14 protein-coding genes are annotated in these 16,812 nt (G+C 47.4%); 13 read left to right on the forward strand and 1 reads right to left on the reverse strand.

What is annotated here, in order from left to right:
• Positions 1-36: 36 nt before the first annotated feature.
• The 10 genes from P397_RS0105435 (at position 37) to P397_RS0105480 (ending at position 10,826) form a co-directional block, all read left to right on the forward strand.
• Positions 37-555: a FadR/GntR family transcriptional regulator gene (locus P397_RS0105435; RefSeq protein WP_026832335.1), complete on the forward strand. Its 519-nt coding sequence runs from the start codon at positions 37-39 to the stop codon at positions 553-555.
• A gap of 21 nt (positions 556-576) precedes the next feature.
• On the forward strand, positions 577-1,437 hold the full coding sequence (gene accD / locus P397_RS0105440) for an acetyl-CoA carboxylase, carboxyltransferase subunit beta (protein WP_028105872.1): 861 nt from the start codon (positions 577-579) through the stop codon (positions 1,435-1,437).
• Positions 1,424-2,359 carry an acetyl-CoA carboxylase carboxyltransferase subunit alpha gene (locus P397_RS0105445; protein ID WP_026832337.1) on the forward strand — a complete coding sequence of 312 codons (936 nt, stop codon included), beginning with the start codon at positions 1,424-1,426 and terminating at the stop codon, positions 2,357-2,359. The genes accD and P397_RS0105445 overlap by 14 nt, the downstream gene beginning before the upstream one ends.
• Before the next feature lie 153 nt (positions 2,360-2,512).
• The gene (gene pfkA / locus P397_RS0105450) at positions 2,513-3,475 is read left to right on the forward strand and encodes a 6-phosphofructokinase (RefSeq protein ID WP_026832338.1); all 963 of its coding nucleotides are present in this window, start codon (positions 2,513-2,515) and stop codon (positions 3,473-3,475) included.
• 81 nt (positions 3,476-3,556) lie between these two features.
• On the forward strand, positions 3,557-5,305 hold the full coding sequence (gene pyk / locus P397_RS0105455; protein ID WP_026832339.1) for a pyruvate kinase: 1,749 nt from the start codon (positions 3,557-3,559) through the stop codon (positions 5,303-5,305).
• Between the two features lie 50 nt (positions 5,306-5,355).
• Positions 5,356-5,832 carry a DUF441 domain-containing protein gene (locus tag P397_RS0105460; RefSeq protein WP_174544506.1) on the forward strand — a complete coding sequence of 159 codons (477 nt, stop codon included), beginning with the start codon at positions 5,356-5,358 and terminating at the stop codon, positions 5,830-5,832.
• A gap of 217 nt (positions 5,833-6,049) precedes the next feature.
• Entirely contained in the window at positions 6,050-7,162 is a 1,113-nt protein-coding gene (gene citZ, locus P397_RS0105465; protein WP_026832341.1) for a citrate synthase, read from the forward strand.
• A gap of 70 nt (positions 7,163-7,232) precedes the next feature.
• A complete protein-coding gene (icd, locus tag P397_RS0105470) occupies positions 7,233-8,507 on the forward strand; it encodes an NADP-dependent isocitrate dehydrogenase (RefSeq protein WP_026832342.1) in 1,275 nt (424 codons plus the stop codon).
• Between the two features lie 27 nt (positions 8,508-8,534).
• Entirely contained in the window at positions 8,535-9,467 is a 933-nt protein-coding gene (gene mdh / locus P397_RS0105475; RefSeq protein ID WP_026832343.1) for a malate dehydrogenase, read from the forward strand.
• Positions 9,468-9,686: 219 nt separating this feature from the next.
• A complete protein-coding gene (locus P397_RS0105480) occupies positions 9,687-10,826 on the forward strand; it encodes a zinc-dependent alcohol dehydrogenase (RefSeq protein ID WP_026827745.1) in 1,140 nt (379 codons plus the stop codon).
• Between the two features lie 89 nt (positions 10,827-10,915).
• On the opposite strand, the gene P397_RS0105485 is transcribed toward P397_RS0105480, so the two are convergent.
• Positions 10,916-11,347, reverse strand: coding sequence for a divergent PAP2 family protein (locus P397_RS0105485; protein ID WP_369877521.1), 432 nt, complete (start codon positions 11,345-11,347; stop codon positions 10,916-10,918).
• A gap of 215 nt (positions 11,348-11,562) precedes the next feature.
• Between P397_RS0105485 and P397_RS0105490 the strand changes: the two genes are divergently transcribed.
• The 3 genes from P397_RS0105490 (at position 11,563) to polA (ending at position 16,799) form a co-directional block, all read left to right on the forward strand.
• On the forward strand, positions 11,563-12,270 hold the full coding sequence (locus P397_RS0105490; RefSeq protein ID WP_026832345.1) for a response regulator transcription factor: 708 nt from the start codon (positions 11,563-11,565) through the stop codon (positions 12,268-12,270).
• A complete protein-coding gene (gene pnpS / locus P397_RS0105495; protein WP_028105874.1) occupies positions 12,267-14,000 on the forward strand; it encodes a two-component system histidine kinase PnpS in 1,734 nt (577 codons plus the stop codon). The genes P397_RS0105490 and pnpS overlap by 4 nt, the downstream gene beginning before the upstream one ends.
• 201 nt (positions 14,001-14,201) lie before the next feature.
• Complete coding sequence (polA, locus tag P397_RS0105500; RefSeq protein ID WP_028105875.1) at positions 14,202-16,799, forward strand: DNA polymerase I; 2,598 nt, start codon at positions 14,202-14,204, stop codon at positions 16,797-16,799.
• The last annotated feature ends 13 nt before the right edge of the window (positions 16,800-16,812 follow it).

A 16,812-nucleotide genomic window follows, 5' to 3' on the forward strand; every position in this document is an offset into this window, starting at 1 on the left:
AGTGACGACTACGTCAGGAAGGTGGTGCCGTACAAAATGGAAAAGAAGCGAAACGCTTTTGAAACGAACATCTCGGCAATCAAAACGATGATCGAACAGGATGGGTTTGTTCCGGGAGACCGGATTCCATCCGAACGCGAATTAGCGGAACGGCTGGCAATCAGTCGCCCGTCTGTCCGGGAAGCACTTCGGACATTGGCCTATCTCGGAATCATAGAGACGCGACACGGCGGGGGAAGTTTTCTCTTGAATCGTGACGACCATACCTACATTCAAATCATCGCACAATTTTTAGTGACCGGAGATTCAAAATTTGAGGATTTGGCGGGAACCCTTCGTTTACTCGAACAATCCGCCTTCGTTAAGTTAACGGACAGGTCTTTTTTGGAAGCGCACATGGATTCCGATCTAGCCTATCGCGAAGCATTGATCAGCACGGTTGACAATGACTTGTTTGAACGGATTTGGCGACAGGTGAATGCCTTCTATCTCAGTTTTGGTCAAGGGGAGCTCTATACGCGAGCGGAACGGGAAGCTTTTCTGAAACGCTCGTAAGAACCACAAGGGGGAACTAACGTGCAAGCATTTTTTCGAAAACCTAAAAAATTTGTCACTTTGACGTCAAAAGAACAGCGGGTCGATGTACCTGTCGGCTTGATGACGAAATGTCCAAAGTGCAAACTCATCCAATATACGAAACAACTTGAAGCGAACCTGCGTGTCTGTACGTGTGGCTACCACCATCCGTTGACGGCGCATGAACGCTTTGCACAACTGTTTGACGAAGGAACGATCACATATTTCGATTTGCCTGCCGTCAAAGCAGATCCACTTCAATTCCAAGATTACCCGGAAAAACTGAAAGGGGATCAAGTGCGGACGGGGCTCGAAGAAGCGATCGTCTGTGGAGTCGGACGTGTAAACGGGCATCCACTCGTCGCCTGCGTCATGGACGCGCGTTTTCGGATGGGTTCAATGGGAGCGGCAGTCGGTGCTGCCATTGCAGAGGCGATTCGATACGCAACAAAAGAACGGTTGCCGGTGACGATTTTTTCTGCTTCTGGTGGAGCACGGATGCAAGAAGGCATGGTCAGCCTGATGCAGATGGCGAAATCGAGTTTATTTTTGAAGCAGCACTCGGATGCCGGATTACTGTACATTTCCTGCATGACCCACCCGACGACAGGGGGAGTGTCTGCAAGTTTTGCGATGTTGGGTGATTTTAATATCGCCGAGCCAGGTGCACTGATCGGTTTTGCCGGTCGAAGAATCATTGAACAGACGATTCGTGAAAAGTTGCCGGAAGACTTCCAAACGTCAGAGTTTTTACTGCAGGCGGGACAACTCGATGATGTCGTATCGCGACACGATTTGAAAGCCTATTACTCACGTATTCTGATGATGCACTCGGAGGGGAACAATCATGCAACCATTTGATCAACCAGTAATCGCGTTACGCGAAAAGATATTAGAATTGCACGACATGGCCGAGACACAAGGTCTCGATTTTAAAGAAGAGCTCAATTTACTTGAGGAGCGGTTGCGTCGGTTAGAACTCGATGTTTACGGGAATATGAAAGCGTGGAACCGTGTGCAGTTGGCACGGCATCCGGAACGTCCGACGACGCTTGACTATGTGCGGTTGATTTGCGAAGACTTCATTGAATTACACGGTGACCGGCATGGATACGATGATGCCGCGATCGTCGGCGGAATTGCAATGCTGAACGGACAAGCCGTGACGATCATCGGTCATCAACGCGGAAAAGATACAAAAGAAAACATCCGGCGGAATTTCGGGATGCCACACCCGGAAGGATATCGGAAGGCGTTACGGTTGATGCAACAAGCGGTCAAGTTCAAGCGACCGATCATTACATTCATCGACACGAAAGGGGCTTACCCGGGACGCGCGGCAGAAGAGCGTGGTCAAAGTGAGGCAATCGCTAAAAATCTGTTCGAAATGGCAGGCATGCCCGTGCCGATCATTTCAATCGTCATCGGTGAAGGGGGATCAGGTGGTGCACTCGGCATCGGTGTCTGCGATCAACTCTTGATGCTTGAGAACTCGACCTACTCGGTCATCTCACCGGAAGGCGCGGCAGCCTTGCTCTGGAAAGATGCCAGTCTCGCGGAACAAGCGGCTGAATCGATGCAGATTACGGCACCGGATTTACTTCGTCTCGGAATTGCAGACGGAATCATTCCGGAAGTCGTCGGCGGCGCGCATTTAGATGTTTCATTACAGGCGGACAAAGTGAAATCTGTTCTAGAACAAAAACTAGCCCAACTGACCCGTTTGACGCCAGAACAGTTAATCGAGAAGCGCACAGAAAAATATCACCAAATTGGCACATAACCTGCATGTAATCGCTATCATGATTGGCAGTCCTTATTTCGTGATAGGATGAACAAACTGCTGACGAAAGTTTATGCAGTCTGCCCTGTTGTAAAACAACAAAACTACGTGCTATTTTAGACTAAGATTAATGGAGAGGTGATTAACGTGAGTTTGAAACGGATTGCTGTTTTAACAAGTGGTGGCGACGCACCCGGCATGAATGCCGCAGTGCGAGCTGTAACACGTAAGGCGATTTTTCATGGACTAGAAGTATTCGGTGTCTATAACGGATATCAAGGTTTGATCAATGGAGATCTTGTCCAATTGAATCTAGGTTCGGTTGGTGACATCATTCAACGTGGTGGTACATTCTTACGTTCTGCCCGGTGCCCAGAGTTCCGGACGGAAGAAGGACGTGCGAAAGCAGTCGTCAATCTGAAGAAATTCGAAATCGATGCACTTGTCGTCGTAGGTGGTGACGGGTCGTATCGTGGTGCCCAAAAATTGACGGGACTCGGCTTCCCGACAATCGGACTGCCTGGAACGATCGACAACGATATTCCGGGAACGGATTACACGATTGGATTTGACACGGCTTTAAACACGGCGCTTGAAGCGATCGATAAAATTCGGGACACGGCTTCTTCACACGAGCGGACGTATGTCATCGAAGTCATGGGTCGTGATGCAGGCGATATCGCGCTGTATGCCGGTTTAGCAGGTGGCGCGGAATCCATTCTTGTTCCAGAACGCCCTGAAGATTTAAAAGAAGTATTGGAACGTATCCAAAGCGGTGTCAATCGTGGTAAGAAACACTCGATCGTCATCGTAGCGGAAGGTGCGGGTCGTGCTCAAGACGTCGGCGATGAAATCGCCAAAGAAACAGGTCTTGATACACGGGTTACCGTACTCGGTCACGTTCAACGCGGTGGTGCACCGACAGCTGCTGACCGTGTACTCGCCAGCCGGATGGGCGCACATGCGATCGACATCTTACTGGAAGGTAAGCAAGGTCGTGTCGTCGGTGTTCGCGGTGGAAAAATGATCGATCTCGATATCGATGAAGCATTGGATGAAAACAAACATGAACTGGATCTTGATATCTTAGAATTGTCAAAACAACTTTCAATTTAAGATTTTCGTGTACTCAGTTGATTGGGATAGGCTTGTTGGCAGGTTATTAAACAGCCAAACATTGTAGGAGGTTTATGGAATATGCGCAGAACTAAAATTGTATGTACGATTGGACCGGCGTCAGAAAAACGTCTTCCAGAAATGATTGAAGCAGGTATGAACGTCGCTCGTCTTAACTTCTCACACGGTGACTACGAAGAGCATGGTGCTCGAATCACAGATATCCGTCGTGCAGCAGAAGAAGCGAACAAATTAGTCACGATTCTTTTAGACACAAAAGGTCCTGAAATCCGGACGCATACGTTTGAAGAAGGAAAAGCACTTCTCGTACGCGGTAAACAAGTCATCGTCGTCAGCGGCGACGCAAATGAAATCGTCGGAACAGCAGATAAATTCTCTGTGACATATGACGGTTTATATGATGATGTCGAAGTAGGTTCAATGATCATGTTGGATGATGGATTGATCGGACTCCGTGTCGCAGAAAAACTTGCGAACCGTGAACTTCTTTGTGACATTGAAAACGAAGGAATCATCAAAACGAAAAAAGGCGTTAACTTACCGAACGTAAAAGTTAACTTGCCTGCTTTGACAGATAAAGATATCGCGGATATCGAATTCGGAATCAAAAGCGACATCGATTTGATTGCGGCTTCATTCGTACGTCGCGCGTCTGACGTCGTTGCGATCCGTCAATTGCTCGAAAAACACAATGCAAGCCACATTAAAATCTTCCCGAAAATCGAAAACCAAGAAGGTGTCGACAACATCGAAGAAATCATCGCGATTTCTGATGGTTTAATGGTCGCACGTGGTGATCTTGGAATCGAGATTCCAACAGAAGAAGTTACACCAACACAAAAAGACCTCATCAAAATTTGTAATGACTACGGTAAACCTGTCATCACAGCAACGCAGATGCTCGACTCGATGCAACGTTTCCCACGTCCAACTCGTGCAGAAGCATCAGACGTTGCCAATGCGATTCTTGATGGAACAGATGCGATCATGCTTTCAGGCGAAACAGCAGCTGGGGATTACCCGATCGAGTCTGTTCAAATGATGCACACAATCGCAAAACGGACAGAAAAAATGCTCGACTACAAGATGCTCTTGAAAGATCGTCAAACACGCAGCGAACATACAGTGACGGATGCAATCGCTCAAGCGGTTACGCATACGGCAATCAACTTGGATGCAAAAGCCATCTTGACACCAACACAGTCCGGTTATACAGCGGCACGGATTTCAAAATACCGTCCAGAACCAAACATCGTTGCTGTCACACCAAGCGCACGTGTCGCACGTCAGCTTAACATCGTATGGGGTGTCTATCCGATCGTCGTCGATCATCTGTCAGACAACACAGATGACATGTTGACACTTGCTGCTGATACAGCTAAAGAAGCAGGATTCGTCACAGATGGTGACCTCGTCGTCATCTCTGCAGGAATTCCGGCTCTTACAGCAGGTACAACAAACATGTTGAAAATTCACATCGTAGGTAAAGAAATCGCTAACGGTCGTGGAATCGGTGAACGTGGTGTCGTCGGTGAAGTCGTCATCGCCCACAACGCAGAAGAAGCAAACGCAAAAGCGAAACCAGGCATGATTCTTGTTACGAACTCAACAGACCGTGACATGATGCCTGCAATCGAGCTTGCTGCAGCGATGATCACAGTAGACGGCGGATTGACAAGCCATGCTGGAATCGTTGGTCCTTCACTCGGTAAACCGGTCATTGTCGGTGTTGAAAACGCCTTGACAATCTTCACGGATGGTCAACAGATTTCAATTGATCCGTTAACTGGTAAATTGTACAACGCATAATCAATGAAACGGATGTGGCGATAGCCATGTCCGTTTTTTCAAATCGGGGGATTCATATGGAAGCGTATCTGTTTTTGATTGGTCTTGTCTTAATTGGTGTCATCGCCCAAAATAAATCCTTGATCATTGCAGCCGCTTTCTTACTGATCATAAAAGCAATCGGCTTAGATGGTCGTCTGTTTCCGTCTTTGCAGGCGAAAGGGATCACTTGGGGCGTCACCTTGATTACAGCGGCTATTCTCGTTCCGATTGCAACCGGTGATATCGGATTTAAAGAGTTGCTGAACAGCATTCGGGGACATATCGGCATCATCTCCTTCCTGTCGGGAATTTTCGTCGCCATCATCGCCGCACACGGTGTCGGATTGATGAAGGAAGATCCACTCGTCACGACGGCCTTGCTTGCCGGGACGATTCTTGCGGTTGGCGTGTTCCAAGGGGTTCCGGTTGGACCATTGATCGGAGCAGGGATTGCGGCGCTTATCATCGGAATGTGGGACATCATCGTCAAGGTAATCAGTGGTTAAGTTGAAGAACTACACACTTTGGAATTAATTTTTTGATAATAGTATGCAAGTTCGTTCACTTTTTGGTTAATTTTGTTTATACTAAGGACAGAAACAAGATGGTCTATTCAAGAGCAAACGGTTCAACGTGGGGAACGACTCTTGCGTAGACGTCTTTTTTTCAATACGGAAATGAAAGCGTTTTAAATTTCTGGGGGAAAAAAAGGGGGATTTTTGTATGACACAAACAAAAGGTTTAGAAGGAATCGTCGCGACAGCATCGAAGATCAGTTCGATCATTGATGGTCAGTTGACGTATGGTGGCTATACAATTGATGATTTGGCGGAGCACGCCTCATTCGAAGAAGTGGTCTTTTTACTTTGGAATGACCGCTTACCAAAAGAAGAGGAACTGAAGCAACTGTCAGAAGCCTTGATTTCTGAAGCGACTGTTGCACCTGCAGTACTTGAGACATTAAAAGTGGCGCCAAAAACCGCTAATGCGATGTCTGCCATTCGGACTGCCTTGTCGCAACTCGCATTATATGATGAGTCTGCAGAGGATATGTCGACGGAGGCGAATTACGCTAAAGCCATCAAACTCCAAGCGCAGATTGCAACACTCGTTACGGCATATGCGCGCATCAAAAAAGGACAGGAACCGATTGCTCCGAAACCAGGACTCTCGTATGCGGCAAACTTCCTTTATATGCTGACAGGCGAGGAGCCGACAGAAGTAGCAGAAAAAGCCTTTAACCAAGCGCTTGTGCTACATGCGGATCACGAACTGAATGCATCGACGTTTACGGCACGTGTCTGCGTCGCGACGTTATCAGATGTCTATTCTGGTGTTACGGCAGCGATGGGCGCACTCAAAGGTCCACTTCACGGTGGAGCGAACGAAGCGGTCATGAACATGTTGCTTGAAATTGATTCAGTTGAAAAGGTTGACGAGTATGTTCATAATAAACTTAAGAACAAGGAAAAAATCATGGGCTTCGGTCACCGTGTCTATAAGGACGGCGACCCGCGTGCGAAGCATCTCCAAGAGATGAGCCGCCAGTTGACGGCACAAATCGGAGAACCGAAATGGTACGAGATGTCAGTGAAGATTGATCAGATCGTCCAATCGGAAAAAGGATTGAAACCGAACGTCGATTTCTATTCCGCCTCCACATACCATGCACTTGGACTTGATACGGAATTGTTTACGCCAATCTTTGCCGTCAGTCGTATGTCAGGTTGGTTAGCGCACATTTTAGAGCAGTATAGTGACAACCGCCTCATTCGTCCACGCGCCGATTATATTGGTGAAACACACCGGACATACGTGTCCATGAACGAACGTTAAAAAAGATGGAGAGGAGAAATCCTCTCCTGCTTTTTGATGACATCAATCATATTCAAGGGGGATTTTACAAATGGCTACAATTCAAGGCGAAAACATCACGGTAACAAACGGCACACTCAACGTACCAAACGCTCCAATCATTCCGTTCATCATCGGTGATGGCACTGGACCTGATATCTGGAATGCTGCAGTTCGTGTCTTCGACGCTGCTGTCGAAAAAGCATACAACGGCGAGAAGAAAATTGAGTGGAAAGAAGTCTACGCTGGAGAAAAAGCCTTCAACAAAACAGGCAACTGGCTTCCGGAAGAAACACTTGATCTGATCCGTGAACACATCATCGCCATCAAAGGACCACTCACGACACCAGTCGGCGGCGGAATCCGTTCACTTAACGTTGCACTTCGTCAAGAACTTGATTTGTATACATGTCTTCGCCCGGTCCGTTACTTCACAGGTGTTCCTTCACCAGTCAAACGTCCAGAAGATACAGACATGGTCATCTTCCGCGAAAATACAGAAGATATCTACGCAGGAATCGAATATGCGTCAGGCAGCGAAGAAGCGCAAAAATTACTTAACTTCCTTCAGACAGAGATGGGTGTCAACAAAATCCGTTTCCCTGAAACGTCAGGTCTCGGAATCAAACCGATCTCAAAAGAAGGAACAGAACGCCTTGTTCGTGCGGCGATTGAGTATGCTCTTGAAAACAAACGTGCTTCATTGACGCTCGTTCACAAAGGAAACATCATGAAGTTCACAGAAGGTGCTTTCAAGAACTGGGGTTATGAACTCGCAGAACGTGAGTACGCAGAACACGTCTTCACATGGAACCAGTACGACCGCATTAAAGAAGAAGAAGGTACTGACGCGGCGAACAAAGCACAATCAGAAGCAGAAGCTGCTGGTAAGTTGATCGTTAAGGATTCAATCGCAGATATCTTCTTACAACAAATCTTGACACGTCCAAAAGAATTCGATGTCGTCGCAACGATGAACTTGAACGGGGATTACATCTCGGATGCACTTGCAGCGCAAGTCGGTGGTATCGGAATCGCACCAGGTGCGAACATCAACTACATGACAGGTCATGCCATCTTCGAAGCGACTCACGGTACGGCACCGAAGTATGCTGGACTCGATAAAGTAAACCCGTCTTCTGTTATTCTTTCAGGCGAAATGATGTTCCGTCACCTTGGCTGGAATGAAGCAGCAGACTTGATCATCCAATCGATGGAAAAATCAATCGAAGAAAAAGTGGTCACGTATGACTTCGCACGTCTCATGGATGGTGCGACAGAAGTGAAATGTTCTGAATTCGCAGATGAACTCATCAAGAATATGTAATCCAATCTTGACTAGGGGGACTGGGCAATGAATCGACGGAAAAAGATTTCGGTCATCGGCAGCGGATTTACTGGAGCGACGACAGCACTTTATCTGGCTCAAAAAGAGCTGGGGGATATCGTGCTCGTCGATATGCCGCAACAGGAAAACGCTACGAAAGGCAAAGCGCTCGACATGCAGGAAACGGCCCCAATCCAAGGCTTTGATGCGTGGATTAACGGGACATCAGATTATCAAGACATCGAAGGTTCTGACATCGTCGTCATTACGGCCGGCATTGCCAGAAAACCCGGGATGAGTCGCGAAGATCTTGTCAGTACGAATGCAAACGTCATGAAAGCGGTCACGAAAGAAATCGTGACCCATGCCCCGGAATCAATCATCATCGTCTTGACGAACCCTGTCGATGCGATGACGTATACCGTCTTTCAAGCGTCCGGTTTTCCGAAAGAACGGGTCATCGGACAATCTGGTGTGCTCGATACGGCTCGCTTCAGAGCATTTGTTGCGATGGAGCTGAATGTATCGGTCAAGGATATTTCCGGATTCGTGCTCGGCGGGCATGGCGACGATATGGTTCCGTTGTTACGTTATTCCTACGCGGGTGGAATTCCGCTGGAGAAACTGATGACACCGGAACGGTTGTCTGCCATCGTCGAACGGACCCGAAAAGGCGGCGGTGAAATCGTTCAGTTACTTGGGAACGGTTCGGCGTATTACGCACCAGCGGCAGCGATCGTCGAGATGGTGGAAGCCATCCTGAAGGATCAACGGCGGATTTTACCGGCGATTGCCTATCTTGAAGGGGAATATGGGTACGAGGACTTGTACTTGGGTGTTCCGACTGTTTTAGGCGGGAATGGGATCGAACAAGTATTGGAACTGGAACTCAGCCCGGAAGAGAAGCAGGCACTCGATCAATCCGTTTCGACGGTCCGTTCCGTTCTTTCGCTTCTGTGAAGCAATGATTTTTAAAAGTAGGATGTAAAGGTGAGTTCGATTATTAAATCGGGCTCACCTTTTTTTTGTATGGATTTTTGAAGCGAACTAAAATCAATGAAAGATAGGTGACTTTGCTTGAGGTTCCTCTTTTTGTAAAAAACATGTAACATAAATGCTGCTTATTTGGGGTAAACGAATAAAGTACGCTATTTTTGAAAAATCAAAGGGGGAACCACCATGCGCGCTGTCACTTATCAAGGTACCAAAAATGTCGAAGTGAAAGATGTACAGGATCCGTCGATTGAGAAAAATGATGATATCATCGTCAAGATTACGTCTACTGCCATCTGTGGGTCAGATTTGCACATCTATCAAGGAAACATGCCGGCGAAAAAGGATTATGTCATTGGACATGAACCGATGGGAATCGTCGAAGAAGTGGGTCCTGACGTGACGAAGGTCAAGCGGGGCGATCGGGTTGTCTTACCGTTCAACGTTGCGTGTGGTCATTGTTTCTACTGTGATCACGATATGGAGAGTCAGTGTGATAATTCCAATGGGAACCCGCACGTCGATACAGGCGGCTATTTTGGATTTACGGAAGAGTTCGGCGGACATCCCGGCGGACAAGCAGAGTACTTAAAAGTCCCGTTTGGAAACTTCATGCCGCTCGTCGTGCCTGAATCATGTGAACTGGAAGACGAAGCGTTGTTGTTTTTGTCGGATGTTATCCCGACAGCGTACTGGAGCGTCATCAATTCCGGGGTCAAGAAAGGGGATACCGTCGTCGTCTTGGGATCAGGACCTGTCGGATTGATGACACAGAAATTCGCCTGGATGCAAGGGGCAAAACGGGTCATTGCGGTCGATGAACAAGTGTATCGTCTGAATCATGCGAAGATGACGAATCGGGTCGAGACCGTCAACTTACAGGATCATCAGGAAACCGGTCAATATTTAAAAGAACTGACACAGGGCGGGGCCGACGTCGTCATTGATTGTGTCGGATTTGACGGGAAAATGTCCGCGCTTGAAAAAGTGGAACAAAAGATCGGATTACAAGGTGGGACATTGAGTGCCATCAATATCGCCAAAGATGCTGTCCGAAAATTCGGAACGGTCCAACTGACAGGGGTCTATGCGAAAAAATACAATCAATTCCCGCTCGGCGATTTCTTCACCCGAAACATCACATTGAAGATGGGGCAAGCACCGGTCGTTCATCTGATGCCGGAATTGTTCCAAAAAATCATCAATCAAGAATTTGATCCAACCGATATCATCACCCACAAAATTGATTTGGAACAGGCTGCTCATGCCTATCAAACGTTTAACGATCATGCGGACGGGTGTATCAAAGTCATCTTAAAACCATAACAGAAATCAGCAAAAAGACCGCTTCGAATATCGGAAGCGGTCTTTTGTATGAAGACATTTCTTTTGATTTATCCGGTACGCGTTACAGATTAAAAGAACAGGACGGGCCAGAGGAAACCAACGGCTAGACCAAGCAACAGACCAACGAAGACCTGGAACTCGGTATGTCCCACCAATTCGTTGAGCAACGGTGTTTCATGACGGATTCCTTTGAAGTAATCATTCAGCAGTTTGGCTTGAAGACCAACGGCCTGGCGGACTCCAGTCGCATCATACATGATGATGACGGCAAAAATCGTAGCGAGCGCAAACAACGATGAGCCGAAGCCTTCTTGAAAACCAATCACGACAGCCAGTGCGACGACAGTCGAACTATGTGAACTAGGCATGCCGCCTGAGGCAAACATAATTTCAAGATCAAATTTCTTAGTCTTAATTAGACCGGTGACGAGTTTTGCGGCTTGGGCAATAAACCAAGCAGTGATTGCTGCAAATAACGGGTTGTTCCATTCCATATTCATTCCTCCACATGATGACGATATGTAACTGTTTCCCCAATTTTGTTGTTTCAACACGGGAAACTACTGGAAGAACGTGTGCGACCTTAAAGATTATGTAAAGAAACGACAGAAAGATTTGTGGTTTAGTAGCGAAAGTCGTTAAGATGAAGACAGAAGAAGTGGATTCCACGGAATTCCTCATTCAAAGATGAAACGCGCTGAGGAGGCCAACTGTTTTGAAAGATAAAATAATCGTTGTTGATGATGAACTCTCAATCGCCACACTTTTGAAATTTAACTTAGAACAAGCCGGATTTGTAGTCGAAACGGCTCATGATGGAATGACAGGTCTGAAATTAGCCGAAAAACAAGACGCGGCATTAATCGTACTCGATCTTATGTTGCCGGAACTCGATGGACTAGAAGTCTGTAAACGATTACGTCAACAAAAAATCAATACACCAATCTTGATGCTGACCGCAAAAGATGACGAATTTGATAAAGTACTCGGACTCGAACTCGGCGCCGATGATTATTTGACGAAGCCGTTCAGTCCCCGTGAAGTCGTGGCACGTGTCAAAGCGATTTTACGCCGGATGAATCAGCAGACGGTCACGGAAGAAGTGACGGATGGAACGATTCTCATCGGAGATGTTAAAATCGTTCCAGACAATTACGAAGCGTTTAAAGCGGACGAACGACTGGAATTGACACCAAAGGAATTTGAACTGTTGGTGTATCTCGCAAAAAATAAGGGACGTGTGCTGACACGGGATCAATTATTGTCTGCAATCTGGAATTATGATTTTGTTGGGGATACACGTATCGTCGACGTCCATATCAGTCATGTCCGTGAAAAGATTGAACCGAATACGAAAAAACCGATTTATATTAAAACGATCCGCGGACTCGGGTATAAGATGGAGGAGCCGAAGGCGGAATGAGTAAATACCGCAAACGATTTATTTTAAAAATGCTGTCCTTCATCAGTTTGGTCCTGATTGCCTTAGGGGTGTTACTCGGTCAGTCCTTTAAAGAATTTTATGTCAATAACGAAAAGGAAAAATTGACGGATGAGACAGCGCTTGTGGAAACAATTTTGCGGGATCGTTCGGTTTCGGAGATGGCCCAGTATGTAGACAAGCTGTATGCCGAGTCGAATTTTGACATGATCCTCTTTAATTCACGGGGAGAAATCATTGCCGGTACACCGATTGATGTGACCAAATTGAACGTCCGTGCCATCAACTTTTCTGCCATCCCCGATGAGGGAACGTTTGAATCAAAGGTCGACGAGACGAGTCTTCAATATACGAAACCGGTCGTAACCGCAGATGACCGTGAAGTCTATATCAGTTTAATCCGTTATACAAAAGATTTGGACATCATCTATTCCCGCATTTGGACAGTCATCGTCCTGTCACTGATTACCTCGTTCTGTATCATCTTTTTTGCTGTTTACAGTTCGACGAAACGTTTTCTCCGTCCGATTGCCGAAGCGACCGAAGTCTTATACGAGCTGTCTCACGGGAATTACAAATCGCGTGTCTATGAGCTCACCGCACCGGATGAATCGCGTGACCTCGGGAAATCGATTAATCTTCTGGCCCGGAATTTAGAGAATGCCTCTTCCGGTGAAGCGATGCAACGGGCAAGACTCGAGTCTTTGATTGAATACATGGGTGCCGGTCTGATGTTGATTGATGAGAAGGGATACGTGTTGCTTGTCAATCGGACGTACCGGGAGATGTTTAACATCCATGAAAAATCAAATGGGAAACTGTATTACCGTGTCTTACCGAATGAAAAAATGAGTCAAGTCATTGAAGATGTCTACCTGACGGAGAAACCAAATCGGAAACAATCGAGTGTCCGGTTTGGGCTAAACAGCCGCACCTTCATGGTCAGCGCTGCACCGATTTTCGGGAAGAACGGTCGTGTTCAAGGAACGACGGTTGTGTTCAACGACATTACGGAGATCAAGAAATTGGAACAGATGCGCAAAGATTTTGTCGCGAACGTCAGTCATGAGTTGAAGACGCCGTTGACGTCCATCAAAGGATTTGCTGAAACCTTACTCGATGGGGCGCAGGATGTTCCGGAAATCCGGGAACAGTTCCTGAATATCATCCACGACGAATCGGAACGGATGCAGACGCTCGTCGAGGACTTGCTCGAGTTGTCCCGTCTCGAACAGGATAATTATCAGCTGGAGACGACGATTGTCGATGTGACGAGTTTGATCCGCGAAACGGAAACGTTACTACGCCGCAAGGCAGCCGAGAAGCAGATGACGATCCATCTTGAAACGGAAGAAGAAGTCTTTATCCGGGCGGACTTGAACCGTTTGAAGCAGGTCGTCGTCAATCTTGTCGCCAATGCACTCAACTATACACCGAACGACGGCAATGTTTGGATTAGTCTGGAAGACGGCGAGGAAGAAGTCATGCTTCGGATCAAAGACGACGGGATCGGGATTCATCCGAAAGAAACGCAACGGATTTTCGAACGATTTTACCGCGTGGATAAGGCGCGGAGTCGAAATTCGGGCGGGACCGGTCTTGGACTCGCGATCGTTAAGCATATCATCGATCTTCATCACGGAACGATTGAAGTCGAATCAGAAGAAAACGAAGGAACGACCTTTACGATTCGTTTACCGAAAAAGGGATAAGGGTTCACACTCCCTTTACAGAGGAATCGTATGCTAAAGATACCTTCTTCATCATCTGTGTCCCGACTGGTTCAGCTCCCATGTCAGGATACGCCAAGACGATCGGCTTTTTAGCCGGTCGTCATTTTTTGTCGTCTTTTTAGCGAACAAATGTGTGCAGAGTGATACAATAAGAACAGAAAATCTTCCAAAGGGGCGTAGATGATGGAAAACAAACTTTTATTAATTGATGGGAACTCACTCACGTATCGAGCTTTTTTTGCTTTGCCGCCGATGACGGACGCGCAAGGACGCAACACGAATGCCGCCTACGGCTTTACGATGATGTTACTGAAACTGCTGGAGGAAGAACAACCGACACATATGCTGGTCGCATTCGATGCTTCGAGTGAAACGTTCCGCCATGATGTCTATCAGGAGTATAAAGGGAGTCGGGAAAAAACACCGTCTGAACTGCGGGAACAGTTTCCGATCGTCCGCGACATCTGTGAGGCGCTCGGGATTCAGATGATGGAACTTCACCGCTATGAAGCCGACGATTTGATCGGAACATTGGCGCAGACGATGCCGGCTGATCGCATCCGGATCGTGACGGGAGATAAGGATTTACTTCAACTCGTGACGGATCAAGTCGAAGTGCTGATCACAAAACGTGGGATCACAGACGTCCTCTGCATGACGGAGGAACTGTTTGCCGAAACTTACGGCGGGTTGAAGCCGATGCAGATGATTGACCTCAAAGGATTGATGGGCGATAAATCCGATAACATTCCGGGTGTTCCGGGAATCGGTGAAAAAACGGCCATCAAATTGATTTCTGCCTACGGTTCGGTCGAAGGACTGTACGAACATGTCGAGGACTTAAAAGGAAAACAAAAAGAGAAGGTCATTGCAAACGAAGAATTGGCACGGCTGTCGAAGGAACTTGCGACGATCAAGCTTGACGTCCCGCTTGATGTCACGCTTGATGACTTACAGATCAGTGATGTCGATACACAAGTGCCGTACTCGTTGTTCCAGTCACTCGGCTTTAAATCCTTGACGAACCGGTTTGCGCCGGTCGTCGAGGAAGCGGATAAAGAACAGTTGAACGTCCAAACCATTACTTCGCTTCCGGAAGGCGTGACGGACGCTGTGCTCGTCGTCGAACAATTACGGGAAGATTATATGGAAGAAGACATCATCGGGTTCGGGATCGCGACTCCGGATCAGATTTATGTGGCTTCCCCGGAACTTGTGAATGATCCGGCATTTCGTGCCTGGATCGAGTCGGATCATCAAAAGATCTGCCTCGATGCCAAACAAGTTGCCTTTGCCTTACGGAAACATGATCTGAAATTAACGGCTTTTGACGATCTGTTGCTCGCCGGCTATTTGCTGAACTTAAGCGGCGGTACGACACTCGCATCAATCGCGGGACATTACATGCTGATGGCACCAAACGAAGAAGCTGTCTTAGGGAAAGGCGCCAAACGTCTCGCTCCGACAGACGACTTGTTGCACCCGTACCTGGCGGAAAAAGCACGGATGATTGAGCTGTTGTTCCCGAAAGTGAAAGAAGAACTGAAAGCCAATCAACAGTTCGAACTGTATGAGACGTTAGAGCGGCCGTTGTCCGGTGTCCTCGCGGAGATGGAGTGGACAGGGATTCGCGTAGACGTCGCGACATTACAGGACATGCAGGAAGACCTCCGGGGACGATTAACGGATTTAGAACAACTGATTTACGGTGAAGTCGGAGAAGAATTTAATATCAACTCCCCTAAACAACTCGGCGTCATCCTGTTTGAGAAACTGGAGTTGCCCGCCTTCAAGAAAACGAAGACCGGTTACTCGACGGCAGCTGACGTACTGGAAAAATTGCGACCGCTGCACCCGGTCATCGACCATATCATGTTGTACCGTGAGTTGCAAAAACTGCAATCGACATACGTCGAAGGATTGCAGAAAGTCATCAAAGAAGACGGGAAAATCCATACCCGTTTTGCCCAAACGATTGCCCAGACTGGACGACTCAGTTCCGTCAATCCGAACTTGCAAAACATTCCGGTCCGGATTGAAGAGGGTCGAAAAATCCGCAAAGCCTTTGTTCCGAGTGAAGCCGGTTGGTCGCTCTATGCCGCCGATTATTCACAAATCGAGTTACGGGTCATGGCACATATGTCGGAAGATAAAACACTGGTCCAAGCCTTCTTAGACGATGCGGACATTCACACACAAACTGCCAGCAGTGTATTTGGCGTCGCGCCAAATGATGTGACGGGGAATATGCGTCGTCAAGCGAAAGCGGTCAATTTCGGCATCATTTACGGCATCAGTGATTACGGGTTGTCGCAAAACCTGAACATCTCCCGGAAGGAAGCACAAGACTTTATCGATCGTTATTTCGAACTCTTCCCGCAAATCAAGCTGTTCATGGATGAGGCGATCGAGAAGGCGAGAATGAACGGTTTTGTCGAAACACTGATGAACCGCCGTCGCAACATTCCGGACATCAATTCGAAAAACTTTAATTTACGAGGGTTTGCGGAACGGACAGCGATCAATACACCGATCCAAGGATCAGCGGCCGATATCATCAAAAAAGCGATGCTTGATGTTCATGCGGCGCTGGAAGCATCACCGTTGCAGGCTCGCCTGTTACTGCAAGTACACGATGAATTGATTTTTGAGGCTCCGGACGAAGAATTGGATGCTTTAAAAACGTTGGTCAAACAAGCGATGGAGCAGACGGTCGACTTGTCGGTTCCGTTACGCGTGGACGGCGATGCAGGACATTCGTGGTACGAAACAAAATAAGAAGTTGCCAGAG

Source organism: Exiguobacterium undae DSM 14481 (assembly GCF_000620805.1).
GTDB lineage: Bacteria > Bacillota > Bacilli > Exiguobacteriales > Exiguobacteriaceae > Exiguobacterium_A > Exiguobacterium_A undae.

Bases quoted from the DNA above. Each gene is read 5' to 3' on its own strand.
- pyk (WP_026832339.1), top strand. From the start codon at position 3,557: ATGCGCAGAACTAAAATTGTATGTACGATTGGACCGGCGTCAGAAAAA.
- mdh (WP_026832343.1), top strand. From the start codon at position 8,535: ATGAATCGACGGAAAAAGATTTCGGTCATCGGCAGCGGATTTACTGGA.
- P397_RS0105445 (WP_026832337.1), top strand. From the start codon at position 1,424: ATGCAACCATTTGATCAACCAGTAATCGCGTTACGCGAAAAGATATTA.
- P397_RS0105480 (WP_026827745.1), top strand. From the start codon at position 9,687: ATGCGCGCTGTCACTTATCAAGGTACCAAAAATGTCGAAGTGAAAGAT.
- P397_RS0105435 (WP_026832335.1), top strand. From the start codon at position 37: ATGGAAAAGAAGCGAAACGCTTTTGAAACGAACATCTCGGCAATCAAA.
- icd (WP_026832342.1), top strand. From the start codon at position 7,233: ATGGCTACAATTCAAGGCGAAAACATCACGGTAACAAACGGCACACTC.
- pnpS (WP_028105874.1), top strand. From the start codon at position 12,267: ATGAGTAAATACCGCAAACGATTTATTTTAAAAATGCTGTCCTTCATC.
- polA (WP_028105875.1), top strand. From the start codon at position 14,202: ATGATGGAAAACAAACTTTTATTAATTGATGGGAACTCACTCACGTAT.
- P397_RS0105485 (WP_369877521.1), bottom strand. From the start codon at position 11,347: ATGAATATGGAATGGAACAACCCGTTATTTGCAGCAATCACTGCTTGG.
- citZ (WP_026832341.1), top strand. From the start codon at position 6,050: ATGACACAAACAAAAGGTTTAGAAGGAATCGTCGCGACAGCATCGAAG.